We start from the raw sequence: 25,779 nt of genomic DNA, 5'->3' as shown, positions 1-25,779 counted from the left end.
TCCGTTGCCCCGGTCCCGAGTCAGCCGCACCACCCTGCTCACCGCTGGGCTCGGCCTCGCCCTGCTGATCGCCGCCCTGCTGGCGGCCGGCGTCGGCGCGTACCGCATCCCGCTCGGCGACCTGCTCGCCTCGGTCGCCCACCGGGCCGGCCTCGGCGGCCACGCGCTCGACCGCGTGCCCGAGTCGGTGCTCTGGAACGTCCGCTTCCCCCGGGTGGTGCTGGCCCTGCTGGTCGGCGGCTCGCTCGGCTGCGCCGGCGCCCTGATGCAGGGCATCTTCGGCAACCCGCTGGCCGAGCCCGGCGTGATCGGCGTCTCCTCCGGCGGCGCGGTCGGCGCGGTCGCCTGCATCGTGCTCGGCCTGGACTCGCTCGGCAGCTGGACCATCACCGTCTTCGCCTTCGTCTCCGGCCTGCTGACGGTCTTCGCGGTCTACGCGATGTCCCGCGCGGGCGGCCGGACCGAGGTGGTCACCCTGGTGCTCACCGGCGTCGCGGTGAACGCCTTCTGCGGCGCGCTGATCGGCCTGTTCCTGTTCACCGCCGACACCGCCGCGATCAACCAGGTGACGTTCTGGCAGCTCGGCTCGCTCGCCCAGGCCACCTGGGGCAAGGTGCTCGCCATCCTGCCGTTCGCCCTGGTCGGCCTGGCCGTCGCGCCGTTCTACGCCCGCAAGCTGGACCTGCTCGCGCTCGGCGAGCGCCCCGCCCGCCATCTCGGCGTCGACGTCGAACGGATGCGGCTGGCCCTGATCACCGTGGTCGCCCTGCTCACCGCCGCCGCCGTCTCGGTCAGCGGCATCATCGGCTTCGTCGGCCTGGTCGTCCCGCACCTGCTCCGGATGCTGGCCGGCCCCGGCCACCGCTTCCTGCTCCCCGGCAGCGCCCTGGCCGGCGCCCTGGTCCTGGTCCTCGGCGACCTCGCCGCCCGCACCCTGGCCCAGCCCGCCGAGCTCCCGCTCGGCGTCCTCACCGCCCTGATCGGCAGCCCGTTCTTCTTCTGGCTGCTCCGCCGGACCCGTACCAAGCAAGGAGGATGGGCGTGAAGCGACGCCGTCAGGTGCCCGCACGGCCCGAACCGGGTGCCGAGCTGCTCACCGCAGCCGGGCTGCACCTGGCGGTCGGCGGGCGTGAACTGCTGAGCGGGGTCGACCTGGTGGTGCGGGCCGGCGAGGTGCTGGCCCTGCTCGGGCCGAACGGGGCCGGGAAGTCCACCCTGCTCTCGGTGCTGGCCGGGGACGTCCCCCCGAGCTCGGGCACCGTCCTCCTGGGCGGCCGTCCGCTCGGCGACCACCGCCCGGCCGAACTGGCCCTGCACCGGGCGCTGCTGCCGCAGTCCGCCGCGCTCTCGTTCCCGTTCCCCGCCGGGGAGGTGGTCCGGATGGGCCGCGCCCCCTGGGCCGGGACGGCGGCCGAGGCCGAGGACGACGAAGCGGTGGCAGCCGCACTGGCCGCCACCGACTCCACCGCCTTCGTCGACCGCCCGTTCACCGCCCTCTCGGGCGGCGAACGCGCCCGGGTCGCCCTCGCCCGGGTGCTCGCCCAGCGGACCGCCCTGCTGCTGCTGGACGAACCCACCGCCGCGCTCGACCTGCGCCACCAGGAGCTCGTCCTCCAGGTGGCCCGCGACCGGGCGCGGGCGGGCGACGCCGTCGTCGTCGTGCTGCACGACCTCTCACTGGCCGCCGCCTACGCCGACCGCATCGTCCTGCTCGCCGACGGCCGCACCGTCGCCGACGGCCCGGTCGCCGAAGTCCTGGACGCCCCGCTGCTCAGCCGGGTCTACGCCCACCCGGTCGAGGTGTTCCCCCACCCCGGCACGGGCACCCCCCTGGTGGTTCCGGCCCGCTGACCGAGCTCCCCTTCGGCCTCAGTCCTCGTCGTCGAGCCGGAAGCCGAGCTTCAGCCCCACCTGGAAGTGCGCGACCCCGCCGTCCGCGATGTGGCCCCGGATCTGGGTCACCTCGAACCAGTCCAGGTTCCGCAGGGTCCGCGAGGCCCGGCCGACCCCGTTCCGGATCGCCGCGTCCACCCCCTCGGTCGAGGAGCCGACGATCTCGGTGACCCGGTACACGTGTTCGCTCATGGCTGTCTCCCATCGATGCGTCCCCGGTCCACCGTGCCCCAGCCGGACGGCTCCCGCACGCTCACCCGCCCGCGAGCAGGTCGTCCACCCGGGCCTCGCCCTCCCGGTACCGCCGGGTGATCTCCGCGCTGCAGTCGTCCGCCCGCCGCTGGAGCGCCTGCCGCCGCCCGGAGACCTCCCGCTCGTGCACCGTCAGCCGCTCGACGGCGGCCACCAGTTCGACCGTCGGGTGCGCCGCCAGGTCGGCCAGTTGGACGTCGCCCATCAGGGCGTCCGCCTCCCGCTGGTACCGCTCGCCGCGCGGCGGCCCGAGCCGCAGGTGCCGGGCCGGGCGGCGGACCGGTGACGGGGTGTCGGCCAGGATCGCCGGGAGCTGGTCGAGCAGGGCCTCCGCGGCCGGCTCGGACCCGGTCGAGCTCCGGCGCGCCAGCTCGGCCCGCAGGATGTCCAGCCGCCCGTGCAGCAGCCGGCGCAGGTACGAGAGGTCGGCCTCCTGGTCCTGCGCGTCCCGGCGGAGCAGCCGGAGCTGCTCCAGGCCGAGCCCGGTGAGGCCGTACGCCTGCTCGTGGGCCGTGCTGCTCGCGTCCATCAACCAACCACCTGCCGCTGTCCTGGTCACTGAATCCCCGCCGATCCCCCGGAGCGCCCCGCCGTCTGGTGCACGCCCGTCCGGCGTCCGGAGTTCCCGTCGGGGTCCGACTCCACTCGCGCGGGCGACCCCGGATTTCGAAACCTCCGAAAACGCCCACCCGCGTGCCGCCGCCCACAGCGTGCCACCCGGGACCGACCGGTGCACCGCCCGTGCACCCGAACGGCCCCCTGGCGAAGGGGGGTGGCTGATACGACCGGAACAATCCGCAGGCCGCGCCACCCGTGGCGGGGCGCGCCGAACGCGCCCCCGGCGCGCGGACCCACCGCACGCGCCGCCGGAACGGCCGTACGCCTCCGGCACAATGAGGCCCATGCGAGCAGTGGTACAGCGGGTCGCCGAGGCGGCCGTGACGGTGGACGGCGAGACGGTCGGCGCGATCGGGGGCCCCGGGCTCTGCGTGCTGGTCGGGGTGACCCACGACGACACCCCGGAGAAGGCGGCCCAACTGGCCCGCAAGCTCTGGTCGGTGCGGCTCTTCGACAACGGGGAGACCGAGCTGTCCTGCTCGGACCTGGGCGCCCCGCTGCTGGTGATCAGTCAGTTCACGCTGTACGGCGACGCCCGCAAGGGCCGCCGCCCCACCTGGAACGCCGCCGCCCCGGGCCCGCAGGCCGAGCCGCTGGTGGACGCCGTGGTGGCCGAACTCCGGGCGCTCGGCGCCACGGTGGAGACCGGCCGGTTCGGCGCCGACATGAAGGTGTCGCTGGTGAACGACGGCCCGTTCACCGTCCTGCTGGAGCTGTAGCCGCTGCTCAGGCGGGGACGATCACGTCCTGGCTGCCCGGCACGCCGTCGGCCAGCAGCACCTCGTCCACCGGCACGTTCCGCTTCACCAGGGCCAGCGCGATCGGGCCCAGCTCGTGGTGCCGGGCCGAGGAGGTCACGAAGCCCACCGGGCGGTCCTGGCCGGGCCGGAGCACCTCGGCGCCGTGCACCGGGAGCTTCTCCTCGGTGCCGTCCAGGTTGAGCAGCACCAGCCGACGCGGCGGCTTCCCGAGGTTGTGCACCCGGGCCACCGTCTCCTGGCCCCGGTAGCAGCCCTTCTGCAGGTGCACGGCGGTGGACAGCCAGTCCACCTCGTGCGGGATGGTCCGGTGGTCGGTCTCGAAGCCCAGCCGGGGCCGGTGCGCCTCGATCCGCAGCGCCTCGTACGCCCACACCCCCGCCGCCGGGCCGTAGCCCGCGGCCAGCCCGGCCAGCTCGGCCCGCGGCACGAACAGGTCCCGCCCGTACGGGAGTTCACGGACCGCCGCCGCACCCTCGGCGGAGACCTCGGAGCCGGCCGGCAGGAACACCACGGCGTAGTCCGCGGTCGCGTCGGCGACCTCCACCCGGTAGAAGAACTTCATGCTCTCCAGGTAGGCGATCAGCGCCTGCTGGGTGCCCGGCTCGACGTGCGCCCAGGTCGTCGTGCCGTCGTCCACCAGGTAGAGCGCGTGCTCGACGTGCCCGTTCGGGGAGAGCACCAGGGCGTCGGTGGCCTGCTGCGGCGGCAGCGCGCTGACGTGCTGGGTGATCAGCAGGTGCAGCCAGGACAGCCGGTCCGCGCCGGTGACGGTCAGCACGCCCCGGTGCGACAGGTCCACGAAGCCGCGCCCGGCAGCCAGTTCGCGCTGCTCGGGGAAGAGCCCGCCGTAGTGCGCGGCCACCCCCTCGTCGGCTCCTTCGGCGGGGACGGCACCGGGCAGGGCAAGCAGCGGACTCTTCATAGCCGCAAGCTTACGACTGCCGACCGGCCAGCTTCGCGGTGCAGTCGGAACAGCGGCCGAAGATGGCGAAGTGCTTGAGGTCGGTGTCGAAGCCGTGCTCCGCGCGCAGGCTGTCGATCAGCGGCGCGGCGATCGCGGTGTCGGTCTCGGTGACGCTCTCGCAGTCCCGGCAGACCAGGTGCAGGTGGGTGTGGCGGCCGGCCAGGTGGTAGGTCGGGGCGCCGTGGCCGAGGTGCGCGTGCGAGACCAGCCCGAGCTCCTCCAGCAGCTCCAGGGTCCGGTACACGGTGGAGATGTTGACCCCGCTGGCGGTCTTCCGCACCTCGTGCAGCAGCTCGTCCGGGGTGGCGTGGTCCAGCGCGTCGACCGCCTCCAGCACCAGCTGGCGCTGCGGGGTGAGCCGGTACCCGCGTCCGCGCAGGTCGGCCTTCCAGTCGGACGGGGAGTCGGTGTTCGCCACGGTGCGCCTGCCCTGCTCTAGGTCGTGCGACAAGTGTAGGGACCGACCTCGTGGTCGGCCCCTACGGTGTGCCTACGGCTCAGCGGAAGAAGGCGATGCCGTCGTCCGGCAGGTCCGCGATGTCCTGGATCAGCTGCATCGGGTTGAGCACCTTCTTCAGCTGGGCCGACATGTACGGCCGCAGCGGCACCTCGGGGGCGGCCTTCTCGCCGACCCAGAGCAGCTCCTCGGCGACCATGCCGTACAGGCGCTTGCCACCGGTGTACGGGGCCGCGCCCTCGATCCGGGCGACCGCGTCGGTGGCCAGGTCGATCTGCGGCTTGCCGTCGTGCAGCTTGCCGTACCAGATCTCCACGGTGCCGTCGTCGCGGACCGAGGAGACCTCGATCTCGCGCTCGCCGCTGGTGCCGTGCTGGTTGCTGGTGATCCGCCAGAAGGAGTGCTCGGTCTCGAGCGGGCGGACCTTCTCACCGTCGTTGTCCAGCACCCAGGAACGGGAGCGGAACTCCAGGAAGGCCCGGCCGTCGTGCCGGAACACGATCTCCTGGCCGAAGTTGCACTTCTCGGTGCCGGGGAAGTCGTAGACGCCCGCGCCCTCCCAGGTACCGAGGAGGAAGGCCAGCGGGACGACGTCCTTGTGGAGGTCAGAAGGGATCTCGATCATGTTCCTGGTCGCTGTCGTCGGTGTGGGACTGCCTCAACCGTACGGCAGTGGTCAGCGCTGGCCCTGGTACAGCTTCATGACGGCGAAGATGGCGAACCAGGTGACCAGCACCGCCACCAGGACGAGCAGACCTTCGAAGACGATTTCCAGACCGGACACGGGGCGCTCCCATTGCGGCGTTGCGGTACAGAGCAGGACGGGCCGAGTCTATCGGCCGGGTGTGCGCCGGTACCCGTGAGCCCCGCCACGTGGTCGATAGGGTGTCACCATGCCGAAGAAGCTCGTCATCAAGGTCACCGCCGGAGCCGACGCGCCGGAGCGCTGCTCGCAGGCCTTCACGGTGGCCGCGGTCGCGGTCGCCAGCGGCGTCGAGGTCTCGCTCTGGCTGACCGGCGAGTCGACCTGGTTCGCGCTGCCGGGCCGGGCGGCCGAGTTCGAACTGCCGCACGCCGCCCCGCTGCCGGACCTGCTGGAGTCGGTGCTGGCCGGCGGGCAGGTCACCGTCTGCACCCAGTGCGCGGTGCGCCGGGGCATCGAGGAGAAGGACCTGGTCGAGGGGGCCAGGATCGCCGGCGCCCAGCTCTTCGTGCAGGAGATCATGGCCGAGGACGTGCAAGCGCTCGTCTACTGATCGGGCCGGTCCTGGTCGTGCCCGGGCTCGTCCCACTTGGGGTCGTCCCAGCGCGGGTCGTTCCACCAGTCGTCGTCCGGGTCCCGCTTGTTGGCGAAGATCGCGGCCACCGGCGGGATCACCATGGCGAAGACGCACATCCCGATCGCCGCCGGGACGGACCAGAACCGCACCACGCCCCACGCCAGCACGAACGTCAGCAGGCAGACGCCCATCATGGCGTAGTACCAGCGATGCCTCCGACGACCCTGCACCCTTCCACGGTACGGCCGAGGGCCCCCTGCGCGGCAGGGGGCCCTCGGTGTACCTCGGAGCAGCTGTCGGGTCGTCAGACCGCGATCGCGACCTCGGTCTGGGCGCCCTGGGAGGCCACCACGACCCGGTCCACGGTCGCGCCCGGAACCAGCGCGCGCAGCGTCCACTTGCCCGGACGGGCGAAGAAGCGGAACTGCCCGGTCGCCGAGGTGGGCACCTCGGCGGTGAACTCGCCGCCCTCGTCCAGCAGCCGGACGTAACCGTTGACGGGCTCGCCGTCGCGGGTCACCGAACCCTGAATGATCGTCTCCTTGGCCACGTCAACTCCTGCCAGATCGGGGCCACCGGCCTTCGCACCGCACATGTCGTCTTCCCTTTCCTACGGTTCGATGGCTCAGTTGTCGCCGAGCGCGATCGGCACGCCGACCAGGCTGCCGTACTCGGTCCAGGAACCGTCGTAGTTCTTCACGTTCTCCTGGCCGAGCAGCTCGTGCAGCACGAACCAGGTGAGCGCGGAGCGCTCACCGATGCGGCAGTACGCGATGGTGTCCTTCGCCAGGTCGACGCCGGCGTCGGAGTAGATCTCCTTGAGCTCCTCGTCCGACTTGAAGGTGCCGTCGTCGTTGGCGTTCTTCGCCCACGGGATGTTGCTGGCGGTCGGGATGTGGCCCGGACGCTGCGACTGCTCCTGCGGGAGGTGGGCCGGGGCGAGCAGGCGACCGGCGAACTCGTCGGGCGAGCGCACGTCGACCAGGTTGAGGGTGCCGATCGCGTTCACCGCGTCGTCCCGGAAGGCGCGGATGGACTTGTCCTGCTCCTGCGCCTTGTACTCGGTCGCGGCGCGCTCGGGCACCTCGGTGACCAGCTCGCGGGCGTCCAGCTCCCACTTCTTGCGGCCGCCGTCGAGCAGGCGGACGTCACCGTGGCCGTACAGCTTGAAGTACCAGTAGGCGTACGAGGCGAACCAGTTGTTGTTGCCGCCGTACAGCACCACGATGTCGTCGTTGCCGATGCCCTTCTTCGAGAGCAGCGCCTCGAAGCCGGCCTGGTCGACGAAGTCGCGGCGGACCGGGTCCTGGAGGTCCTGCTTCCAGTCGATCCGGACCGCGTTGCGGATGTGGTTCAGCTCGTACGCGGCGGTGTCCTCGTCAACCTCGACGACGACGACCTTCGGGTTGTCCAGGTTCTCCTGGACCCAGTCGGCGTCGACCAGGACGTCACTGCGGCTCATGGTGGTGTCTCCATCCGGGGGCGGTACTGCGGAAGGGTGGCAAGGTCTGTGTGAGCGGCGCCCGGCGCCGGGCCGTCCGAAATTCTGTCCGAATACCGAGACGGGCACGGGTATGGCCGGGAAGAGCTCCGTGCGGGGCTGCCGGACGGTCCGAGGCGTGGAGCTGCCTGGTCGGAACCGTCGGCGAGGGAGTGGGCAGGGCCGGATGTACCGGTCAGAACCGCCCGGTCAGCGCATTCGACACAGGCAGGCGGACACGCGGCACAGGTCTACCGCCCGCCGCTTCGTGAGGTCCGCCTGTCGCTTCATGCCAACGATGCTAGGGACTCGGACGGGTCGCTGTCATCAGCGTGTCGAATGTTGAGACGATCTGCTTCACATGCTGAGATTTGACGCTTTCCAGCCCTTGCGGCGCCTGGCTCCGGGCGGTCCGGCGCCCGGGCGGGCATCCGGGTGCGGTCCGCCCTGGACGGTCCGTCTCGCAGAGCGGACGTCAGCCGAGCAGCCGCGAACCGATCCACCCCAGCGGCGCGGCCACCGCGAGCGGCAGCACCACACCCGCGGTGAAGTGCACGAACCGGGACGGGAAGTCGTACGACGCCACCCGGCGGCCGACCAGCGCACCCACCGCCACCAACCCCGCCTGCACCGGGGGCGCGCCCGCCAGCACCCCGGCGGCCGCGCCGAGCGCCACCCCCGCGAGCGCCCCGAGCGCCCCCGGGACCGGGGCCGCCGCCACCAGCACGGTGACCGCCACCGCCGCCAGCGCGGCCGGCACGTGCCCGGCGAGCAGCAGCGACGCCTCCAGCCCCGTCAGCACCACTCCCGAGGCGAGCACGGTCAGCGCGTAGAACCGCTCCGCCGGGTCGGCCGGGCGGAACGTCTGCCACACCAGCACCAGCACCAGCGCCACGCCCAGCGCCCCGGCGAGACCGGCCGCACCGCCGCCCGCCGCCACCGCCGCCGTCGCGGCGAAGCCCGCCAACGCCACCCCCGCGATCCCCTGCCGGGCCGGCCACATCCCGTGCAGCCGGAACCACCCCACCGCAGTGAGCCCCTGAGCCGCCGTCAGCCCCGCGGCCAGCCCCCACCGGCCGCCCAGCGCCGCCACCGCCAGCACCGCACCCAGCCCCGCCGTGAGCAGCGCCGGCCGCAACCCCGGCGGCACGATCGGCGAGCCGCTCTTCACGGGGGCGTCGGTCAGAACCATCTGCACTCTTCCAATCTGGAGCGACCAGGGGCGCCGGAGCGGGGTGCCGGCGGATCAGCCGCCGGCGAAGGGCGGGAGGGCCTCGACGGTGCCGCCCTCGGTGAGCGGGACGGTGGCGTGGTCACGGGTGCCGACCTGGTTGCCGTCGACCAGGTAGGAGCAGTGCGTCAGCACCTGGAGCAGCCTGGCGTTGTCCGCGTGGCGCCGCCGCACCTCGGCCAGTGCCTCGCCCAGCGTCACGGCCAGGTACGGCTCCTCGGGCAGACCCGCGGCGGACTTGGCGGCGGCCCAGTACCGGATGGTCCCGGTCACCCGGGTGGCCTCCGCTGCCGTCGCTCGTGCGGTGGAAGTGTGCGCTGTCATGGCAGCCCTCCTCGTCGTCCTCGCCCGGTGCGGTGCGCCGGCTCTGCTGCCGGGGCACCCACGCCAAAGGTGTACACGTACGGTGCGGCCGGTGCGGCTCCCATGATGGACCGGTCGGCCCCGGAAGCCGCAACCACCCTGGTCGGCGGGCGGCGCGCTCCGGCTCCCGGTGAACGGCGCGGACGTGGCCGGGGTCACGCCCGGAGCGGCCTGATGTGGCCCAGGCATCGCTGCACGCCCCTCCCCGTGCGGGGAGTGGTCGGCTATTCTCGTGGCGTGAGGGACCTGGGCAGAGTCGCCCCCGGGTCCTTTTGTGCTTTCAGGACGCCAGGTACGGATGGCCTCCCGGGACGGTGCCCCACCTGCACCGCCACCGGCGAGGACCGGCCGGCCGGAGCCGCACAACGGTGTGCGGGTGCCCGGTCGGGCGGCAGTGCAGCGGGAGCAGACCGAAAGGTTCGCGGATGAGCAGGACTGAGACGGAGCGTCAGGGGTTGCGGGACTCCTGGCGCGCGCCCCGCCCGGTGCTGCGCGCCCACGAACCCCTCGGATTCCACCCCACGGACGTCCGCTCCCCCACCTTCTCCGCAGCCGACCACCGGCCCCCCGGCCGGCCGGCTGCGACCGCGACGACCCGGAAAGGGGACTAACCGGGTATGAGTTCTCTCCTCCTCCTCACCAACGCACTTCAGCCTTCCGCGGAGGTGCTGCCGGCCCTCGGCCTGCTGCTGCACAACGTCCGGGTGGCCCCGGCCGAGGGCTCCGCCCTGGTCGACACCCCGAGCGCCGACGTCATCCTGGTGGACGGCCGGCGGGACCTGCCGCAGATCCGCAGCCTCTGCCAGCTGCTCCGCTCCACCGGAATCGGCTGCCCACTGATCCTGGTGGTCACCGAGGGCGGCCTGGCCGCGGTCACCGCCGAATGGGGCATCGACGACGTCCTGCTGGACACCGCGGGCCCGGCCGAGGTCGAGGCCCGGCTGCGGCTCGCCATGGGCCGGCTCCAGGTGGTCGCGGACGACAGCCCGATGGAGATCCGCAACGGCGACCTCACCGTCGACGAGGCGACCTACTCCGCCAAGCTCAAGGGCCGGGTGCTCGACCTGACCTTCAAGGAGTTCGAGCTGCTGAAGTACCTGGCCCAGCACCCGGGCCGGGTCTTCACCCGGGCCCAGCTGCTCCAGGAGGTCTGGGGCTACGACTACTTCGGCGGCACCCGGACGGTGGATGTGCACGTCCGGCGGCTGCGGGCCAAGCTCGGCGTCGAGAACGAGCAGCTGATCGGCACCGTCCGCAACGTCGGCTACCGCTTCGTCGTCCCGGAGAAGCCCGACAAGGGCGAGCGTCCCGGCCTGGAGCAGCGCTCGCCGGCCGGCCGCGAGGCCTAGGGCCTCTTCCGACCGTCTTGTCCGGCTACGCCCCGGCCTGTCCGTGGCGTGGCCGGGCACCCCGCCGACCCCCCTTGCGCCACCCGCGTAGACTCCCTCCGTGGCCAAGGTGACGCGTGACGATGTAGCCCGACTGGCTGGGACCTCGACCGCGGTCGTCAGCTACGTCATCAACAACGGGCCGCGCCCGGTCGCGCCCGCGACCAAGGAGAAGGTGCTCGCGGCGATCGAGCAGCTCGGCTACCGGCCGAACAGCGTCGCCCAGGCGATGGCCTCCCGGCGCACCAACCTGGTCGGCATGGTCGTCCCCGACGCCCGGCAGCCGTTCTTCGCCGAGATGGCGCACGCGGTCGAACGCGCCGCCTCCGAGCGCGGCAAGCTGGTGCTGATCGGCAACTCCGACTACGTGGACGACCGCGAGGTGCACTACGTCCGCGCCTTCCTCGGCATGCGGGTCTCCGGTCTGATCCTGGTCAGCCAGGGCCCCTCGCAGCGCGCGGCCGAGGAGTTCGCGGCGATGGAGGGGGCGAAGGTGGTGCTGCTGCACCGCCGTCCCGAGGCGATCGACGACGTCGCGGTGGTCACCGACGACGTCGGCGGTGCCGAGACCGCCGTCCGCCACCTGCTGGAGGTGCACGGGCACCCGTACGTGGTCTGCTTCGGCGGCCCGGTCGAGCAGCCCGCTCCCGGCGATCCGGTGATCGACCACGTCGAGGGCTGGCAGCGCGCCATGGACGCGCACGGCCTCCCGGTCGAGCCCAATCTGGTGGACGCCCCGTTCCACCGCTACGGCGCGTACGAGGTCGCGGTGGCGCTGCTGCGTTCGCCGCAGCGCCCGCCGGCCATCTTCTGCTCCACCGACGACCAGGCGATCGGCGTGCTCCGGGCCGCCCGCGAGGTCGGTCTGCGGGTGCCGGAGGACCTGGCGGTGGCCGGCTTCGACGACATCCCCGAGGCGGCGCTGGCCGACCCGCCGCTGACCACCGTCGCCTCCGACCGGGACGCGATGGCCCGGGCCGCCGTCGACCTGGTGCTGGACGACTCGCTGATGGTGCCCGGATCGGACACCGAGCGGGTCCGGAAGTTCCCGTCCCGGCTGGTCATCCGCCGTTCCTGCGGCTGCGGGGCACCCTCCGCGGTCTGACCGGCCTGACCAGGCTTTATGAGAAGTGAACACGCTTCTCGGGTGGCTCTGACCCCACTCTCATCCGGCTCTCATCAACCGGGCGGACGTTGGATGCATGAGCGACCAGCACCGCAACTCCGAAGACCAGGGTCCGTACGGCTACCCGGGCTGGACCCCGCCGCAGCCGGTCGAACCGCCGACCGCCCACATCATCGAGGGCACCGTGCTCCCGCACGGCCCGTACAGCGAGGACTTCACCGCTCCCCCGGCCGCGCCCGCCGCGCCGGTCCGCCACGCCCGCAAGGGCTTCCTCAAGGGCCGGCTCGCCCTGGTCACCGCGGTGGCCACGGTGGCCGCGCTGCTCGGCGGCGCCACCGGCGGCATGATCGCCGCCGCCGGTGAGGGCTCCGGCAGTGCGAACGGCACGCTGGTCAGCCCGGTCTCCTCGAACTCCGACGGCACCGCGAACGTGGCGTCGATCAACTCGGCCGTCTCGCCCAGCGTGGTCCAGATCACCGTCAAATCCAACGCCGGCACCGCCACCGGCACCGGCGTGGTGATCACCTCCAACGGCCAGATCCTGACGAACTACCACGTCATCTCCACCGCGGTCAGCGGCGGCGGCCAGATCACCGTCACCTTCAAGGACGGCTCCACCAGGACCGCCACCGTGACCGGCACCGACGCCGGCCTGGACGTCGCGGTCATCACCGCGGCCGGCGCCGGCGGCCTCACGGCCGCCACGCTCGGCGACTCGGACAGCGTCCAGGTCGGCGACTCGGTGGTCGCGATCGGCAACCCCGAGGGCCTGACCGGCACCGTCACCTCCGGCATCATCAGCGCCAAGAACCGCCCGGTCACCGTCCAGGTCGACGAGTCCACCACCAGCGGCAACGGCGGCTTCGGCTTCCCCAACCTGCCCGGCCAGCGCAGCTCCGGCTCCGGGTCCGGGTCCGGCGGCGAGACCGCCAACTACAAGGCGCTCCAGACCGACGCCGCGCTGAACCCCGGCAACTCCGGCGGCCCGCTGATCAACGCGGCCGGCCAGGTGATCGGCCTCAACTCGGCGATGTACTCGGCCGGCGGCTCCAGCTCCACCGCCGGATCGGGCACCGCGGGCAGCGTCGGCCTCGGCTTCGCCATCCCGATCAACGACATCAAGAACGTCCTGCCGAAGCTGCAGGCCGGCCAGCAGCTCTGAGCACCACAATGACAGGACGACCGGACTAGGAAAGGTCCCGCCCGATGACACCCCCCGCCGACGACCGCGCCCCTGCCGAGACCCCGGGCAGCACCGCCCGACTCCTCGTGGTCGACGACGAGCCCGCCCTGCGGGACGCGCTGGAGAGCAGCCTCGCCTTCGAGGGCTACGAGGTCACCACCGCCACCGACGGCTTCGAGGCCCTCGACGCGGTCGAGCGCGACCACCCCGACCTGGTGCTGCTCGACATCATGATGCCCCGGATGGACGGCCTCACCGCCGTCCGCCGGATGCGGGCCCGGGGCGACACCGCCCCGGTCCTGATGCTCACCGCCCGGGACGCGGTCGGCGACCGGGTCACCGGCCTCGACGTCGGCGCGGACGACTACCTGGCCAAGCCGTTCGAACTGGACGAACTGCTGGCCCGGGTCCGGGCCTTGCTGCGGCGCAGCGCGCTCGCCAGCGAGGCTGCCGCCCGCGCGGCGGTCGAGGCCGAGGACACCGAGGTGCTCGCCTTCGCCGACCTCCGGATGAACACCGCCACCCGCGAGGTCACCCGCGAGGGCAAGCCGATCGAGCTGACCCGGACCGAGTTCATGCTGCTGGAGATGTTCCTCTCGCACCCGCGCCAGGTGCTGACCCGGGAGCAGATCCTCAAGGCGGTCTGGGGTTTCGACTTCGAACCCTCCTCCAACTCGCTGGACGTCTACGTGATGTACCTGCGCCGCAAGACCGAGCAGGGCGGCATGCCCCGCCTGATCCAGACCGTCCGCGGGGTCGGCTACGCCCTCCGGTCGGCCACCGGCGCAGCCGCGTGAAACGACTCACGGGCTGGTTCCGCAGCCGCTCCCTCCGGAGCCGGCTCGCCATGCTCACGGCCGCCGCCGTGGCGGTCGCCATCGCGCTGTCCGCACTGGCCTGCTGGTTCATCGTCCGGGACCGCCTGTACGAACAGGTCCGGCAGAACCTGGCGACCGCGCCGTACAACCCGATCGGCCCCGGCAGCAACACGCGGAGCCTGGACTGGCCGAAGGCGAACTGCGGCACCAGCGCGGCCGAGGCGCTGACCACCACCCAGGCCAACAACAGCAAGCTGTTCGGCAGTTCGGCGGGCCCTGGCGGACGGGGCGGCTTCTACCAGTGGAACAGTCAGCTGGAGACCGACGACGGCAGCACCGTCTGCCTGCCGATCGGGGCCACCAAGGCGATCAACGCCACTCAGGGCGATCTGGCCGCACTGGGCTTCGCGCCGAATCAGGCGGTGTACCGCAGCGGGACCTACGTCGGTGGCGCACCGGCGATGGTCCGGGTCAGCCTCTTCACGGACGGCACCGGTGAGAAGTTCATCCTGCTGACAGCCAGTTCGACCCAGACCGTGCTGAACTCCCTGCAGCAGCTCGAGTTGATCCTGCTCGGGGTGGCCGTCTTCGGGATCATCGGTGCGGGCGTGACCGGGCGGCTGGTGGCGCGGTCGGCGCTGAAGCCGGTGGACCGGCTCACGGACGTGGTGGAGCACATCGCCCGGACCGAGGAGGTCGGCAACACCATCCCCGTGCACGGGGACGACGAGATCGCCCGGCTCTCCTCCTCGTTCAACTCGATGTCGACCGCGCTGGCCAACTCCCGCGACCGCCAGACCCGTCTGATCGCGGACGCCGGCCACGAGCTGCGCACCCCGCTGACCTCGCTCCGCACCAACGTCGACCTGCTGATCCGCTCCAACGACACCGGCCGGCCCCTGCCCGAGGCGACCCGGACCAAGCTGCTCGGCAACATGAAGGCCCAGATGCAGGAGCTCACCCTGCTGATCGGCGACCTGCTCCAGCTCTCCCGCCCGGACTCCCCCAAGCCGGGGCAGAACCCGACCGTGGTGGCCCTGCACGAGATCGCCGACCGGGCCGTCGAACGGGCCCGGCTGCGGGGCCCGGGGCTGCACTTCGACCTGGCCGTCCACCCCTGGTACGTGCACGGCGACGCCGCCGGGCTGGAGCGCGCGGTGATCAACCTGCTGGACAACGCGGTCAAGTACTCCCCGCCCGGCGGCACCGTCGAAGTCGCGCTGGTCCAGGGCCGGTTGACCGTCCGCGACCACGGCCCGGGTATCCCGGCGGACGAGCTCCAGTACGTCTTCGACCGGTTCTGGCGCTCCCCGTCCTCCCGGCAGCTGCCCGGCTCCGGCCTCGGCCTGTCGATCGTCGCGCAGACCGTCCGCGACGGCGGCGGCGAGGTCTCCCTCGGCGCACCCCCGGAGGGGGCCGGCACGCTGGCCACCGTCCGCCTGCCCGGTCAGTCGGACCGGCCGGAGTGACCGGACCCGCCGGGGCGACCGTCAGCCGGACGCCGCCTCGGCGGCCCGCACCATCGCGAGCAGTCCGCCGAGGTCCCGCTCGAAGCTGAACTCCCGTACCAGCGTGCCCCACCCATCCTGGTCCCGGCGCCAGACGAAGGTGTACAGGGTCGGTACGCCCTCGGGCACCCGGCGCATGACGATCGTCCCCTGCCCGCCGTACTCGCTGGTGGTCAGGAAGGTGACGTCGTCGAGCGTCTCGCCGATCCGCTGCCCCTGCGCCCGCAACGCCCGGAACCGGGCCATGAACTGGTCCTTCACCAGGGTCACCACCCGGCCCTCCGGGTCGAACCGGACGTTCTCGAACTCCGGGTCGTAGAGGGCGTCCAGCGCCTCCACGTCCATCGCGAGCCCGGCGTCCAGGTACTCCCGCATCCGGTCCACCAGTGCCTGATCCATCGTCGACCCCCGTCCTGCGGGCCTCGGTCGGCCCGTCACCCCTTCAGGGTCGCAGCCGCCGCTCACAGCTCACCGTCATCCCGCCCACACGAGAGGGGCACCCCCGGCGGGGGTGCCCCTCTCGCTGCGTCAGACCGTCAGCAGTCGCTCAGCGGGCGTCAGTTGACGTCCTCGCCGATGCCGATGACCTTGATCCGGTCCTGGGCCGGGACCACCAGCGGGGCGGTGGCGGTGGAGTTCGCGCCGAGGTAGGCGGCGAACAGGTCGAGGTCGGACGCGCCGACCAGCTTGTCGGTGCCCGCCGCGAAGGTCGGGAAGCCGTCGCCGCCGCCGGCCAGGAACTCGTTGGCCGCGACCCGGTAGGAGGCCGCCAGGTCGATCGGGGCGCCGTTGAGCTTGACCGAGTCGGCCGGCACCCGGTCGGCACCGGTCTTGTTGAGGTCCAGGGTGTAGGTCAGGCCCTTGGAGTTCTGCAGGATCTTCGGCGCCGCCAGGTTCAGGCCGCTGACCTGCTCCTTGAGCAGCTGGACGACCTGGGCCCCGGTCAGGGTCTTGACCTGCATCATGTTGGTGAACGGCTGGACGGTGAACGCCTCGCCGTAGGTCACCACGCCGTCGCCCTCGGCCGCGGAGGCCTTGAAGACCAGGTCGGAGCGGATCCCGCCGGGGTTCATGAAGGCGATCTGCGCACCGCCCTTGGCGGCCGGCGCGAGCCCGGCGAGCTGGCCGTCGGCGATCACGTCACCGAGCGGCTTCTCGTACGCGCTGGAGCCGCGGCCGTTGATGTCCGCGCCGATGAAGCCGAGCGGGCGGTTGGCGATCGGGGCCGCCAGCTTGCTGTAGCGGCCGATCAGGGTGGTGATGTCGGCGGCCTTCTCGACGCTGCGGCGCACCACGTGGTTGGCGGCCGTCACCGAGGGCCGGACGATGGCGCCGGAGCGCTTGTCCAGCTTGAGGTTGATCTCGGTGTACAGGCGGCCGAAGGAGGCGGCGCTGGTGACCGAGCGCAGCTCGCCCTTGGGGTCCGGGATGGAGCAGGCGTACGCGTTGTGGGTGTGGCCGGTGACGATGGCGCCGATCGCCGGGTCGAGGCCCTTGGCGATGTCCACGATCGGGCCGGAGATGCCCTGGCCGGCCGCGCCGCAGTCGTAGTTGTAGGTGGTGGAGGCGGGGTAGCCGCCCTCGTGGATCAGCGCCACGATCGAGTCCACGCCCTGGCGCTTGAGCTCCTTGGCGTACTTGTTGATGGTCTCGATCTCGTCGCCGAACTTGAGGCCCTTGATGCCCTCGGCGGTGACGATGTTCGGGGTGCCCTCCAGCGTCGCGCCGATGAAGCCGACCCGGACGCCGCCGACGTTCTTCACCCAGTACGGCTTGAGGATCGGGCGGCCGGTCTTCTCGTCGGTGACGTTGGCGGCCAGGTAGTCGAAGTCCGCGCCCTTGAACTTGCGGCCCTTCTCGTAGCAGCCGTCGGTCGGGTGGCAGCCACCGTTCTGCAGCCGGAGCAGCTCCTTGGAGCCCTCGTCGAACTCGTGGTTGCCGACGCTGGTGACGTCCAGGCCGACCTTGTTGAGCGCCTCGATGGTGGGCTCGTCGTGGAACAGCGCGGAGACCAGCGGGCTGGCGCCGACCAGGTCGCCGGCGGCCACCGTGACCGTGTTGCGGTGGCCCTCGCGGGCCTGGCGCAGCGCGGTGGCCAGGTACTCCATGCCGCCTGCCGGAGTGTCGACCACCTTGCCGGTGGCCGGGTCGACCTCCTTGATGTTCCCCGAGGAGCCGGCCGGCGGCTCCAGGTTCCCGTGCAGGTCGTTGATGGCGAGGATCTGGAGGTCCTCGGTCTTCGGCTTGTGCCAGTTCCAGTCCCAGCCGTGCGCCTGGGCGGCGCTCGGCACCAGCAACGTCCCGAACAGACCGACTGCGGCGGCCGCGGCGTACGCGGGCCGACGGAAGCGGCCGAGCTGGCCGACATTGGGCATGAGGGTTCCCCTGCACCGTTTGGGGCTCCGTCCGTGAGGGGAGCCGAGGGTGGTGTGACCCGATGCAGCCTAGGGTCAACGCGCGTAGCTGTCAGGACCCTGGAGGTAACGAGAGCGTTTCCTGGAGACGAATCCGGCCCCCTGCCGAAGGGGCAGGGGGCCGGGGGAACTGACCGGTCGTCACCGTCGCGGTTCGGCCGCCAGGTGCTGCTCGGCCCGGTGGCGCTCGGCCACCGCGTCCTCGGTCATCGCGCGGTCGGTGTAGACCAGCGGGCGCTCCGCGTCGGTGATGATGTGCTTGACCACTTGGACGTTGCCGTTCACGTCCCAGACCGCGATGCCGGGCGAGAGGGTCGGGATGATCTCCACCGCCCACCTGGGCAGACCGAGCACCCGGCCGGTGGCTCTCGCCTCGTCGGCCTTCTGCATGTAGATGGTCCGGGTGGAGGCCATCTTCAGGATCGCCGAGGCCTCCTTGGCCGCGGCGCCGTCCACCACGTCGGAGAGGTGGTGCACCACCGCGACGAAGGACAGGCCGAGCCGGCGGCCGAACTTCAGCAGCCGCTGGAACAGCTGGGCCACGAACGGGCTGTTGATGATGTGCCAGGCCTCCTCGACCAGGAAGATGCGCTTCCTCCGGTCGGGCCGCAGCCAGGTGTGCTCCAGCCAGACGCCGACGATCGCCATCAGGATCGGCATCGCGATCGAGTTCCGGTCGATGTGCGAGAGGTCGAAGACGATCAGCGGCGCGTCCAGGTCGATGCCGTCCGTGGTGGAGCCGTCGAACATGCCGCGCAGGTCGCCGTCGACCAGCCGGTCCAGCACCAGCGCGACGTCCAGGCCCCAGGACTGCACGTCGTCCACCCCGACACCGAGCGAGTCGACCGAGGACAGCTCGGGGCTGCGCAGGGTGTTGATGATGTCGTCCAGCACCGGCTGACGGTCCGTCACGGTGCCGATCACGTGGGCGTGCGCGGCCTTCAGCGCGAAGCCCGCCCGCTCCTCCAGACCGCGCCCCATCGCCACCTCGACGATGGTGCGCAGCAGCGAGAGCTGGCCGGTGGTGGTGATCGCCGGGTCGAGCGGGTTGAGCTTGACGCCGCCGTCCCGGGCGGCCATCGGGTCGAGCCGGATGGACTTTATCCCCAGCGCGTTGGCGATCAGGTTCCACTCGCCGACGCCGTCCTCGCCCTGCGCGTCCAGCACCACCACCTGGCGGTCCTTGAAGCGCAGTTGGCGCAGCACGTAGGTCTTCTCCAGCGCCGACTTGCCGTTGCCCGACTCGCCGAGCACCAGCCAGTGCGGCGCGGGCAGCTGCTGCCCGTACAGCTGGAACGGGTCGTAGACGTAGCCCTTGCCGCTGTACACCTCGCGGCCGATGATCACCCCGGAGTCGCCCAGCCCCGGCGCGGCGGTGGGCAGGTACACCGCCTGGGCCTGGCCGGTGGAGGTGCGCACGGGCAGCCGGGCGGTCTCCACCTTGCCGAACATCATGCTGGTGAAGGCGTCGGTCAGGCTTCCGATGGCCATCGAGCGGTCCTCTCCCTGACGGTTTAGCGGCGGATGCCGGTGGCGAACGGGAGGGTGTTGACGAAGGCCCGGTGGTGCTCGCGGTCGCACCACTCCAGCTTGAGGTAGCTCTTGCCCGCCGAGGCCCTGATGGTCCGCTTGTCCCGGGCCAGCGCCTCGGGGTTGCGCGCGGAGACCGTGATGTACCCGACCAGGTTGACCCCGGCCGCGCCGGAGGCCAGGTCGTCGCCGCGCTGGTCCACCCGGCCGGTGTGGGCCAGGTCGCGCGGGTCGACGGTGCGGTTCATCTTGGCGGCCCGGCTGGCCTCCGCCTCGTCGTTGGTCTTCTCGGTCAGCATCCGCTCGATCGCGACGTCGGTCGGCTCCAGGTCCATCGTGACGGCGACGGTGCGGATCACGTCCGGCGTGTGCACCAGCAGCGGGGCCAGGAAGTTGACGCCGACCGGGGTCAGCGGCCACTCCTTGATCCACGCGGTGGCGTGGCACCAGGGCTCCCTGGTGGCCGACTCACGGGTCTTGGCCTGGAGGAACTGCTGGTGGGTGGCGTCCAGTTCGGCCGGCCAGGCGTTCCGCTGGCTCATCGCCTGGATGTGGTCGATCGGGTGGTCCGGGTCGTACATCGAGTGCAGCAGCGAGGAGAGCCTGGCGTGGCCGAGCGGCTGCCTGACCCGGATGTCCGCCTCGGCCAGCCGGGCGCAGATGTCGGTCAGCTCACGGGCCATCACGGCCGCCAGGCCGTCGTCGTCCCTGGCCCGCCGCCCGTCGGCGGTGCGGCCCATCGCATGCGCCTCGGCCGCCAGGTCCCGGGTGTAGTGCATGCACGCCACCAGGTAGGCCCGGTGCTGCTCCGAGGAGGTGGAGACCATCGACTGGAGCTGGTCGTACGAGTCCTGCAGCCAGCCCGGCGCGCCCGGGTCGCCCCGCCGCTCGACGTCCTTGGCGTGCGCGTCCGGGTCGGCGGGCAGCGTCCGGGCCAGGATCTGCAGCCTGGTCACGAAGCCGTCCCCGTTGGCGACGTGCTTGAGCAGGGTGCCGAACCGGTCGACCAGCGCCTCCTGGTCCTCCGAGTCGCGCAGGCCGACGCCGGGGCCCTCGATCTCGATCGCGGCGGTGACCGTCCGGCGCTCCAGGTGCATCAGCACCCCGACCTCGTCCGGACCGAACGGTGCCGAGAGCCAGCGCAGCCGCCCGACCCCGGGCGGCGGGCCGACCTCGATCTCCCGGCCGTCCAGCCGGGTGCCGGCGTCGACCACGTCGGAGCGCCAGAGGCCCCGGCCGCTGCGCATGGTGCGCCGGAAGGTGCGGTTGATCTCCACCCACTTGTAGAACGTCCGGCGCCGGTACGGCACGTAGACGGCCATCACGGCGAGCAGCGGGAACCCGACCAGCCCGGCGATCCGCAGCGGCAGGACCGGCATCGCCAGCCCCCAGACCATGCCGAGGAAGGCGCCGAAGATGATCAGCACGATCTCGCCGGACTCCCGGTTGCGCCCGATCGGCGCGTTCGGGCGGGCCTTGCCGATCAGGTAGGTACGGCGCTGGTGCACGTACGGCTGGGCATAGGAACCCCCGCCGTACTGATCGCTGCTCACCGGCAGGTCACGCTCCCTTCACTGGGTTGGTGGCCTGGGCCGGGGCAGGGGCCTGCGCGGGCGGGGCCGGGGTGCGAGAGGCGTGGGCGGCGATGCCGGGGGCGACCGATCCGCCGCCGGAGCCGGGGGAGGCGTTGGCGGTCTGCGGGCCGCCGCGCGAGCCGTGGGTGGAGATGCCCTGCTTCACCAGGTTGGCCGGGCCGTTGATCATCGCCGAGCCGGCCGAGACGGCGCTGGCCCGGGCGTGCCGCATCTGCATGATCTCGTCCCCGAAGCCGGGTACGAAGCGGTAGACGGCGGCACTGGCGAAGATCGACAGGAACAGGATGGCCAGCCCGGACAGCACCTTGGAGAAGTCGTCGGACGCCCCGGCGCCGGTGGCCACCGCACCCGCCAGGCCGAGGATGATCACGATGATCGGCTTGGCCAGGTCGACCGCCAGCATCACCCCGGCCCAGCGCCGGACGTGCTTCCACAGCTGCTTGTCCACCAGCCCGGCGTACACGGCGGTGCCCAGCAGCGCGCCGACGTAGAGCATCGCGGCCCGGATCAGCAGCTCGATCCAGAGCACCGCCGCGGCCAGCACCGCGACCAGCGAGATGATGATCAGGATCAGCGGCCCGCCGCCGATCGAGCCCTTCTCCAGGGTGTCCGCGAAGCCGCCCAGGTAGGTACCGGTGTCGGACTTGGTGCCGGCCGAGATGGCGTTGGTCAGCCCGTCGGTGGCGGAGACCAGGGTGTAGAGGATCAGCGGGGTGAAGGCGGAGGCGATGACGGTCAGCCAGAGGAAGCCGATCGCCTCGGAGATGGCGGTCGCCAGCGAGACGCCGCGGACGGCGCGCTTGGTCACCGCGAGCAGCCAGAGCACCAGGGTGATCACCGTGGAGCCGGCGAACACCACCGCGTACTGCTGCAGGAAGGCGGCGTTGGTGAAGTCCACCTGGGTGGTGCCGTCGATCGCCCCGGAGAGCGAGCGGACCACGTAGGCGGCGGCCTGGGCGCAGCCCTTGGCCAGTGAGCCGAGCGGGTCGGTGATGCCGCCGGTGACCGCCCCGGTGCCGGGCACCACGGTGGCGCCGTCGGGCGGGCAGACCAGCTCGACCCCGGCCACCGGCAGGTCGCACTTGGCCGACGGCCGGGGGGTGGGCGACGGGGTCGGGGCGGCGAGGGCCTGACTCGCCGTCAGCAGCGCCAGGGCCGGGAGCGAGCCGAGCAGCACCGCCCCCCGGCGGAGCTGGTGACCGTCAGCGGGCATAGCGGAAGCCTCCGAAGTCCTGGACGGCGCCGGTGATCTCCTCGGCGGTGGCGGCCTGTTGGTCGCCGGGCAGTGGTGCCGGGCCGGAGCGCCGGGCGAAGTCGGTCAGCTTCCAGTCGGCCCCCGTCCAGCGCATGGTGACGGTGAGGGTGTACCAGCTCTCGGTCACCGGGCGGATCGAGCTGTCCCCGGCCAGGCCGAGCAGGCCGGTGCACCAGACCTCGACCGAGGTCGCGGTGTCGGCCGTGCTGGTGGTCCTGGTGCCGACCGGGACCGTCCGGCTGACGAAGGTCAGCCCCTTGGGGGCCTTGCCCTTCTCGTCCAGGCCCAGCTTGGCCAGCGCCTCCTTGCTGAACGCCGCGTCCAGCCGGGCCGCCAGCGCGGCCTGGCTGGTGCTGTCGGCGACGGTGGCCAGCACGGTGCGGCGGGCGTCCGGCCGGAACATCTCCGCCGAGCCCAGCGCCACCGCGTAGTTGGCGGCGGCGGACTGGGCGCCCTGGTCCGTGTGCGGGTGGCCGACGCCGATCCCGTTCGAAGCGGTGGCCACCGGCAGCTGACCGGTCGGGGCGGTGGCGGAGGCCGCGGGCGTGGCGGCCTGGTCCGCCGAGGGGGAGCTGCCGACCGGATCCGGCTTGCCCCGGTTGGCGATGGAGATGGCGACCACCAGCAGGGCCACCACCAGCAGCACCGTCAGCAGGGTACGCAGCGGGCGCGGCTGACGGCCCGTCGTCTGGTAGACGGACTGTTCGCCGACCGGCAGCCGCGTCCGGGTGTGCGGCTGGTCGTCGGACACCGGCACGGCGGCCCTCCTGTTACGGGGAGCCCGGCGGGCGCCCAAGCGGGACTGACTGGAGCTGCGGTGAGCGCGAGAACCCGGCGGCGACGGCCGCCTGGCCGCACCACCGGGGTAGGACTGTCAGATCGTCAGATGGCCATGCCGTACACAATGGTGAACAGAGTCCCGAGTGATCCGATGATGAACACGCCGGTCAGCCCCGCGACGATCAGCCCCTTGCCCTGTTCGGCTCCGAAGGTGTCCCGCATCGCGGTGGCGCCGATCCGCTGCTTGGCCGCACCCCAGACGGCGATGCCCAGGCAGGACAGGATGGCGACCGCCATCACCACCTGGACCATCGTCCTGGCCTCGGCACCGAGGCTGGCGAAGGGGCCCCAGTCGGGGGCGATCCCTCCGATGATGGTGTCGATACTGGCCTTCTTGGGTGGGTCCTCGGCCAGGAAGCCGATCCGGTCGCTCGTCACGCTGCTCAGGTTCATTCCATCTCACCGCCCGATCAGGCAAATTCAAGGCCCCGGACCAGGGTTACGCGAAGGGCCGGTACCCATTCTTGGCCAGATCTGATGTCGACTTGGCTGCTTCTCGCGGATTGGTCGTGAGGCACGGGACACGTACGCCAGGATGTCCACCGTACGAATGATACCGCTCACTCTTTGTATCTGCGATGATTGCGCTGAGCAATGCCTTCTCGGACACAGGAAACTGACGCCTCGTCGGGACGGTGCTGATGCTACTCGGGAAGGCCAAGGCCGCTGCGGCCGCCGCCGGCGTACTCGCCGTCGGCTTCGTCGGGGTGGTCGTGCTCGGCACGTACGCCGCCAGCGGCGCACCCCAGGCCGCCTCCAACAACCTGACCCTCTCCAGCCGTTCGGTGCCCGCGGTCTACCAGCCGCTGATCCAGCAGTGGGGCGTCCTCTGCCCGGAGATCTCCCCGCCGCTGCTGGCCGCCCAGCTCTACCAGGAGAGCGGCTTCGACCCGAAGGCGCGCAGCGGCGTCGGCGCCCTGGGCCTGGCCCAGTTCATGCCGGACACCTGGGCCGGTTTCGGCCGGGACGGCAACGGCGACGGCAAGGCCGACCCCTGGGAGGCGGCCGACGCGATCGCCTCCGCAGCCACGTTCGACTGCGCGCTGGCCAAGGACGTCGCCCGGGTCCCCGGCGACCTCCAGTCGAACATGCTGGCCGCCTACAACGCCGGCCCCAACGCGGTGGTCAAGTACAACGGCGTCCCCCCGTACCGGGAGACCCAGGGCTACGTGAAGAACATCAAGGCGCTCGCCCTGAGCTTCACCGCGCCGGCGGCCGACAGCTCGCTCGCGCTCTCCGCCCAGTCGGCCGGCGCGATCTACTTCGCCCAGAAGACCCTCGGCACCCCCTACCTCTGGGGCGGCAACGGCTGGGCCTCGCAGAACGGGCAGTTCGACTGCTCCGGCCTCACCCAGGCCGCGTTCGACAGCGTCGGCATCACCCTCCCCCGGGTCGCCAACGACCAGTGGAACTCGGGCCCGCACCCGAGCCGGGACCAACTCCGCCCCGGCGACCTGGTGTTCTTCGCCACCGACCTGACCGACCCGCGCTCGATCGACCACGTCGGCATCTACGTCGGCGGCGGCTACATGATCAACGCCCCGCACACCGGCGCCGTGATCCGCTACGACAAGATCGACCGGGCCAAGTACTTCGGCGCCACCCGGGTCACCCCCGACGGCGCCGGCGCCCTCCCCGCCAGGAACGCGGACGGCAGCATCGCCAGCGGCGGCCAGGGCACCGGCCGGAGCTGACCGTACGCCTGTGGCCGTGGAGTGGACGGTCAGTCAATTTTTCATAACACTGCGCCGGGCCGGAACCCGATGCCCCGGTTATGACGTTGTGTCCGATGGCGGACGGTCCGACCGATGGCGGACAGCCGGATACAACGGAGGTGTGGCGTGTCGACGCTGCTCGGCGACACGACCGGGCCGGACCTGGAGCTGCTGCGCGCAGTGAACGGGCTGGCCGATTCCGCCCCCGCCTGGCTCGACAGCACCGTCGCCTGGTTGGGCGAGTACGGCATCCTGCTCGGCCTGGCGCTGATCGGCGTGGTCGCCTGGCTGCAGGCCCGCCGCCGCCCCGACGCCCCGGTCGCGATCGCCGGCCTGCTCTGGGCCCCGCTGGCGGTGGCCCTCTGCGAGCTGGCCAACCTGCCGATCTCCGCCCTGGTGAACCGGCCCCGGCCGTTCGTCGACCACCCCGAGCTGGACGTGCTGGTGGCGGGCAAGGAGGGCACCCTCTCCTTCGTCAGCGACCACTCGGCGATGTCGATGGGGATCGCGATCGCCCTCTTCCTGGTCAACCGGCGGCTCGGGCTGATCGCGGGCGGGCTCGCCCTGCTGCAGGGCTTCGCCCGGATGTACGTCGGGGTGCACTACCCCACCGACGTCCTCGGCGGGTACGCGCTGGCCGCCGCCGTGGTGCTGCTGCTGGCACCGATCGCGATGGCCGTGCTCGTCCCGCTCTGCCACTCCCTCGGCCGGACCGCCCTGCGGCCGCTGCTGATCGCCCCCCAGGCCCGCCGCTCCCGCCGCCGCGTACCGGAACGCGACCTCGCCGCTTAGGGTCTGGGTGTCCCCGCCGGCTGCTCCTCGGCCAGGTGCTCGGTCGCGTCGCGGCGGGAGCGGTCGCGGGACCGGCGGGCCGGGGCGGACCAGCCGCAGGTGCAGTGGGCGAAGGTGAAGGAGCCGCGTTCGTCGACCGTCACCTGATGCTCGCGGGACACGCTCCTCACCGTAACCGCTGACCGGACCGGCGCGAAATGAACATCGCGCGCCGGTCCGGCCGTAACCCCCCGGGCCTCAACTCGTTTGCACCGCAAGAGCTCTGCCCATCCGGGGTGGCTGCTTGCCGGGCCCGGTGCCCGAGGGGGTTGTCGCT

30 protein-coding genes are annotated in these 25,779 nt (G+C 72.1%); 11 read left to right on the top strand and 19 right to left on the bottom strand.

Annotation, left to right across the window (positions count from 1 at the left end; genetic code table 11):
• Positions 1-4 precede the first annotated feature (4 nt).
• Together ABT118_RS20505 and ABT118_RS20500 are read left to right on the top strand one after the other, a co-directional pair.
• Positions 5-1,045, top strand: a complete 1,041-nt coding sequence (locus ABT118_RS20505; protein WP_502884614.1) for a FecCD family ABC transporter permease — start codon at positions 5-7, stop codon at positions 1,043-1,045.
• On the top strand, positions 1,036-1,851 hold the full coding sequence (locus ABT118_RS20500) for a heme ABC transporter ATP-binding protein (RefSeq protein ID WP_350670500.1): 816 nt from the start codon (positions 1,036-1,038) through the stop codon (positions 1,849-1,851). The genes ABT118_RS20505 and ABT118_RS20500 overlap by 10 nt, the downstream gene beginning before the upstream one ends.
• Positions 1,852-1,869: 18 nt before the next feature.
• Here the strand turns inward: ABT118_RS20500 and ABT118_RS20495 are convergent, their stop codons facing one another.
• The gene (locus ABT118_RS20495) at positions 1,870-2,085 is read right to left on the bottom strand and encodes a dodecin (protein WP_350670496.1); all 216 of its coding nucleotides are present in this window, start codon (positions 2,083-2,085) and stop codon (positions 1,870-1,872) included.
• A 61-nt stretch (positions 2,086-2,146) separates the two neighbouring features.
• On the bottom strand, positions 2,147-2,674 hold the full coding sequence (locus ABT118_RS20490) for an RsiG family protein (protein WP_350670493.1): 528 nt from the start codon (positions 2,672-2,674) through the stop codon (positions 2,147-2,149).
• 373 nt (positions 2,675-3,047) lie between these two features.
• Here ABT118_RS20490 and dtd point away from each other — a divergent pair, with 373 nt between their 5' ends.
• Positions 3,048-3,482, top strand: coding sequence for a D-aminoacyl-tRNA deacylase (gene dtd, locus ABT118_RS20485; RefSeq protein ID WP_350670491.1), 435 nt, complete (start codon positions 3,048-3,050; stop codon positions 3,480-3,482).
• Between the two features lie 7 nt (positions 3,483-3,489).
• Here the strand turns inward: dtd and ygfZ are convergent, their stop codons facing one another.
• The 3 genes from ygfZ to ABT118_RS20470 all read right to left on the bottom strand — a co-directional run bounded on the left by ygfZ (position 3,490) and on the right by ABT118_RS20470 (position 5,570).
• Complete coding sequence (gene ygfZ, locus ABT118_RS20480; protein ID WP_350670489.1) at positions 3,490-4,446, bottom strand: CAF17-like 4Fe-4S cluster assembly/insertion protein YgfZ; 957 nt, start codon at positions 4,444-4,446, stop codon at positions 3,490-3,492.
• Between the two features lie 10 nt (positions 4,447-4,456).
• Complete coding sequence (locus ABT118_RS20475) at positions 4,457-4,906, bottom strand: Fur family transcriptional regulator (protein ID WP_350670487.1); 450 nt, start codon at positions 4,904-4,906, stop codon at positions 4,457-4,459.
• Positions 4,907-4,985: 79 nt separating this feature from the next.
• A complete protein-coding gene (locus ABT118_RS20470) occupies positions 4,986-5,570 on the bottom strand; it encodes a heme-binding beta-barrel domain-containing protein (RefSeq protein WP_350670485.1) in 585 nt (194 codons plus the stop codon).
• A gap of 268 nt (positions 5,571-5,838) precedes the next feature.
• Between ABT118_RS20470 and ABT118_RS20465 the strand changes: the two genes are divergently transcribed.
• The gene (locus tag ABT118_RS20465) at positions 5,839-6,201 is read left to right on the top strand and encodes a DsrE family protein (RefSeq protein ID WP_350670483.1); all 363 of its coding nucleotides are present in this window, start codon (positions 5,839-5,841) and stop codon (positions 6,199-6,201) included.
• On the opposite strand, the gene ABT118_RS20460 is transcribed toward ABT118_RS20465, so the two are convergent.
• From ABT118_RS20460 to ABT118_RS20435, 6 genes are all read right to left on the bottom strand, one after another.
• Positions 6,195-6,455: a DUF3099 domain-containing protein gene (locus ABT118_RS20460; protein WP_350670480.1), complete on the bottom strand. Its 261-nt coding sequence runs from the start codon at positions 6,453-6,455 to the stop codon at positions 6,195-6,197. The two genes, ABT118_RS20465 and ABT118_RS20460, sit on opposite strands and share 7 nt — an antisense overlap.
• A gap of 74 nt (positions 6,456-6,529) precedes the next feature.
• Positions 6,530-6,820, bottom strand: a complete 291-nt coding sequence (locus ABT118_RS20455; protein WP_057227860.1) for a DUF1416 domain-containing protein — start codon at positions 6,818-6,820, stop codon at positions 6,530-6,532.
• A 30-nt stretch (positions 6,821-6,850) separates the two neighbouring features.
• Positions 6,851-7,687, bottom strand: a complete 837-nt coding sequence (locus ABT118_RS20450) for a sulfurtransferase (protein WP_350670477.1) — start codon at positions 7,685-7,687, stop codon at positions 6,851-6,853.
• A 228-nt stretch (positions 7,688-7,915) separates the two neighbouring features.
• Complete coding sequence (locus tag ABT118_RS20445; RefSeq protein ID WP_350529122.1) at positions 7,916-7,996, bottom strand: putative leader peptide; 81 nt, start codon at positions 7,994-7,996, stop codon at positions 7,916-7,918.
• Positions 7,997-8,180: 184 nt separating this feature from the next.
• Positions 8,181-8,897 (bottom strand): hypothetical protein, encoded by a 717-nt coding sequence (locus ABT118_RS20440; RefSeq protein WP_350670475.1) that lies wholly within the window; start codon positions 8,895-8,897, stop codon positions 8,181-8,183.
• Between the two features lie 54 nt (positions 8,898-8,951).
• Positions 8,952-9,260 carry a MoaD/ThiS family protein gene (locus ABT118_RS20435; RefSeq protein WP_350670472.1) on the bottom strand — a complete coding sequence of 103 codons (309 nt, stop codon included), beginning with the start codon at positions 9,258-9,260 and terminating at the stop codon, positions 8,952-8,954.
• Between the two features lie 656 nt (positions 9,261-9,916).
• On the opposite strand from ABT118_RS20435, the gene ABT118_RS20430 reads away from it, so the two are divergent.
• The 5 genes from ABT118_RS20430 to ABT118_RS20410 all read left to right on the top strand — a co-directional run bounded on the left by ABT118_RS20430 (position 9,917) and on the right by ABT118_RS20410 (position 15,283).
• Positions 9,917-10,648: a response regulator transcription factor gene (locus tag ABT118_RS20430; protein WP_350670469.1), complete on the top strand. Its 732-nt coding sequence runs from the start codon at positions 9,917-9,919 to the stop codon at positions 10,646-10,648.
• 100 nt (positions 10,649-10,748) lie between these two features.
• Complete coding sequence (locus ABT118_RS20425) at positions 10,749-11,792, top strand: LacI family DNA-binding transcriptional regulator (protein WP_350670465.1); 1,044 nt, start codon at positions 10,749-10,751, stop codon at positions 11,790-11,792.
• 97 nt (positions 11,793-11,889) lie between these two features.
• Positions 11,890-12,975 carry a S1C family serine protease gene (locus ABT118_RS20420; RefSeq protein ID WP_350670461.1) on the top strand — a complete coding sequence of 362 codons (1,086 nt, stop codon included), beginning with the start codon at positions 11,890-11,892 and terminating at the stop codon, positions 12,973-12,975.
• A 44-nt stretch (positions 12,976-13,019) separates the two neighbouring features.
• Positions 13,020-13,793 carry a response regulator transcription factor gene (locus ABT118_RS20415; RefSeq protein WP_350670459.1) on the top strand — a complete coding sequence of 258 codons (774 nt, stop codon included), beginning with the start codon at positions 13,020-13,022 and terminating at the stop codon, positions 13,791-13,793.
• Positions 13,790-15,283 carry a sensor histidine kinase gene (locus ABT118_RS20410; protein WP_350670457.1) on the top strand — a complete coding sequence of 498 codons (1,494 nt, stop codon included), beginning with the start codon at positions 13,790-13,792 and terminating at the stop codon, positions 15,281-15,283. Before ABT118_RS20415 ends, ABT118_RS20410 begins: the two co-directional genes overlap by 4 nt.
• 21 nt (positions 15,284-15,304) lie before the next feature.
• On the opposite strand, the gene ABT118_RS20405 is transcribed toward ABT118_RS20410, so the two are convergent.
• From ABT118_RS20405 to ABT118_RS20375, 7 genes are all read right to left on the bottom strand, one after another.
• Positions 15,305-15,721, bottom strand: a complete 417-nt coding sequence (locus tag ABT118_RS20405) for a nuclear transport factor 2 family protein (RefSeq protein ID WP_350670456.1) — start codon at positions 15,719-15,721, stop codon at positions 15,305-15,307.
• Positions 15,722-15,879: 158 nt separating this feature from the next.
• Positions 15,880-17,697: a bifunctional metallophosphatase/5'-nucleotidase gene (locus tag ABT118_RS20400; protein ID WP_350670454.1), complete on the bottom strand. Its 1,818-nt coding sequence runs from the start codon at positions 17,695-17,697 to the stop codon at positions 15,880-15,882.
• Positions 17,698-17,877: 180 nt separating this feature from the next.
• Complete coding sequence (locus ABT118_RS20395; protein ID WP_350670451.1) at positions 17,878-19,227, bottom strand: ATP-binding protein; 1,350 nt, start codon at positions 19,225-19,227, stop codon at positions 17,878-17,880.
• Between the two features lie 23 nt (positions 19,228-19,250).
• The gene (locus ABT118_RS20390) at positions 19,251-20,819 is read right to left on the bottom strand and encodes an SCO6880 family protein (protein ID WP_502884613.1); all 1,569 of its coding nucleotides are present in this window, start codon (positions 20,817-20,819) and stop codon (positions 19,251-19,253) included.
• 7 nt (positions 20,820-20,826) lie between these two features.
• Positions 20,827-22,074, bottom strand: coding sequence for a hypothetical protein (locus ABT118_RS20385; protein ID WP_350670447.1), 1,248 nt, complete (start codon positions 22,072-22,074; stop codon positions 20,827-20,829).
• Positions 22,064-22,873 (bottom strand): hypothetical protein, encoded by an 810-nt coding sequence (locus tag ABT118_RS20380; protein WP_350670444.1) that lies wholly within the window; start codon positions 22,871-22,873, stop codon positions 22,064-22,066. Before ABT118_RS20380 ends, ABT118_RS20385 begins: the two co-directional genes overlap by 11 nt.
• Before the next feature lie 125 nt (positions 22,874-22,998).
• Complete coding sequence (locus ABT118_RS20375) at positions 22,999-23,349, bottom strand: DUF8827 family protein (RefSeq protein WP_350670441.1); 351 nt, start codon at positions 23,347-23,349, stop codon at positions 22,999-23,001.
• Positions 23,350-23,597: 248 nt separating this feature from the next.
• Between ABT118_RS20375 and ABT118_RS20370 the strand changes: the two genes are divergently transcribed.
• Entirely contained in the window at positions 23,598-24,650 is a 1,053-nt protein-coding gene (locus tag ABT118_RS20370) for a C40 family peptidase (protein WP_350670438.1), read from the top strand.
• A 147-nt stretch (positions 24,651-24,797) separates the two neighbouring features.
• Positions 24,798-25,463, top strand: coding sequence for a phosphatase PAP2 family protein (locus tag ABT118_RS20365; protein WP_350670433.1), 666 nt, complete (start codon positions 24,798-24,800; stop codon positions 25,461-25,463).
• On the opposite strand, the gene ABT118_RS20360 is transcribed toward ABT118_RS20365, so the two are convergent.
• Entirely contained in the window at positions 25,460-25,624 is a 165-nt protein-coding gene (locus ABT118_RS20360) for a hypothetical protein (protein WP_350670429.1), read from the bottom strand. The two genes, ABT118_RS20365 and ABT118_RS20360, sit on opposite strands and share 4 nt — an antisense overlap.
• Between the last annotated feature and the right edge of the window lie 155 nt (positions 25,625-25,779).

This window comes from Kitasatospora sp. NPDC002040 (assembly GCF_040296785.1).
Classification (GTDB): domain Bacteria; phylum Actinomycetota; class Actinomycetes; order Streptomycetales; family Streptomycetaceae; genus Kitasatospora.
The sequence above is the reverse complement of the archived record's forward strand: the minus strand, read 5'-3'. Positions and strand labels throughout refer to the sequence as shown.

Coding starts and splice junctions, on each gene's coding strand:
- ABT118_RS20500 (WP_350670500.1), top strand. CDS start 1,036: ATGGGCGTGAAGCGACGCCGTCAGGTGCCCGCACGGCCCGAACCGGGT.
- ABT118_RS20495 (WP_350670496.1), bottom strand. CDS start 2,085: ATGAGCGAACACGTGTACCGGGTCACCGAGATCGTCGGCTCCTCGACC.
- ABT118_RS20490 (WP_350670493.1), bottom strand. CDS start 2,674: ATGGACGCGAGCAGCACGGCCCACGAGCAGGCGTACGGCCTCACCGGG.
- dtd (WP_350670491.1), top strand. CDS start 3,048: ATGCGAGCAGTGGTACAGCGGGTCGCCGAGGCGGCCGTGACGGTGGAC.
- ygfZ (WP_350670489.1), bottom strand. CDS start 4,446: ATGAAGAGTCCGCTGCTTGCCCTGCCCGGTGCCGTCCCCGCCGAAGGA.
- ABT118_RS20470 (WP_350670485.1), bottom strand. CDS start 5,570: ATGATCGAGATCCCTTCTGACCTCCACAAGGACGTCGTCCCGCTGGCC.
- ABT118_RS20465 (WP_350670483.1), top strand. CDS start 5,839: ATGCCGAAGAAGCTCGTCATCAAGGTCACCGCCGGAGCCGACGCGCCG.
- ABT118_RS20455 (WP_057227860.1), bottom strand. CDS start 6,820: ATGTGCGGTGCGAAGGCCGGTGGCCCCGATCTGGCAGGAGTTGACGTG.
- ABT118_RS20450 (WP_350670477.1), bottom strand. CDS start 7,687: ATGAGCCGCAGTGACGTCCTGGTCGACGCCGACTGGGTCCAGGAGAAC.
- ABT118_RS20445 (WP_350529122.1), bottom strand. CDS start 7,996: ATGAAGCGACAGGCGGACCTCACGAAGCGGCGGGCGGTAGACCTGTGC.
- ABT118_RS20440 (WP_350670475.1), bottom strand. CDS start 8,897: ATGGTTCTGACCGACGCCCCCGTGAAGAGCGGCTCGCCGATCGTGCCG.
- ABT118_RS20435 (WP_350670472.1), bottom strand. CDS start 9,260: ATGACAGCGCACACTTCCACCGCACGAGCGACGGCAGCGGAGGCCACC.
- ABT118_RS20430 (WP_350670469.1), top strand. CDS start 9,917: ATGAGTTCTCTCCTCCTCCTCACCAACGCACTTCAGCCTTCCGCGGAG.
- ABT118_RS20420 (WP_350670461.1), top strand. CDS start 11,890: ATGAGCGACCAGCACCGCAACTCCGAAGACCAGGGTCCGTACGGCTAC.
- ABT118_RS20415 (WP_350670459.1), top strand. CDS start 13,020: ATGACACCCCCCGCCGACGACCGCGCCCCTGCCGAGACCCCGGGCAGC.
- ABT118_RS20405 (WP_350670456.1), bottom strand. CDS start 15,721: ATGGATCAGGCACTGGTGGACCGGATGCGGGAGTACCTGGACGCCGGG.
- ABT118_RS20400 (WP_350670454.1), bottom strand. CDS start 17,697: ATGCCCAATGTCGGCCAGCTCGGCCGCTTCCGTCGGCCCGCGTACGCC.
- ABT118_RS20395 (WP_350670451.1), bottom strand. CDS start 19,227: ATGGCCATCGGAAGCCTGACCGACGCCTTCACCAGCATGATGTTCGGC.
- ABT118_RS20385 (WP_350670447.1), bottom strand. CDS start 22,074: ATGCCCGCTGACGGTCACCAGCTCCGCCGGGGGGCGGTGCTGCTCGGC.
- ABT118_RS20375 (WP_350670441.1), bottom strand. CDS start 23,349: ATGAACCTGAGCAGCGTGACGAGCGACCGGATCGGCTTCCTGGCCGAG.
- ABT118_RS20370 (WP_350670438.1), top strand. CDS start 23,598: ATGCTACTCGGGAAGGCCAAGGCCGCTGCGGCCGCCGCCGGCGTACTC.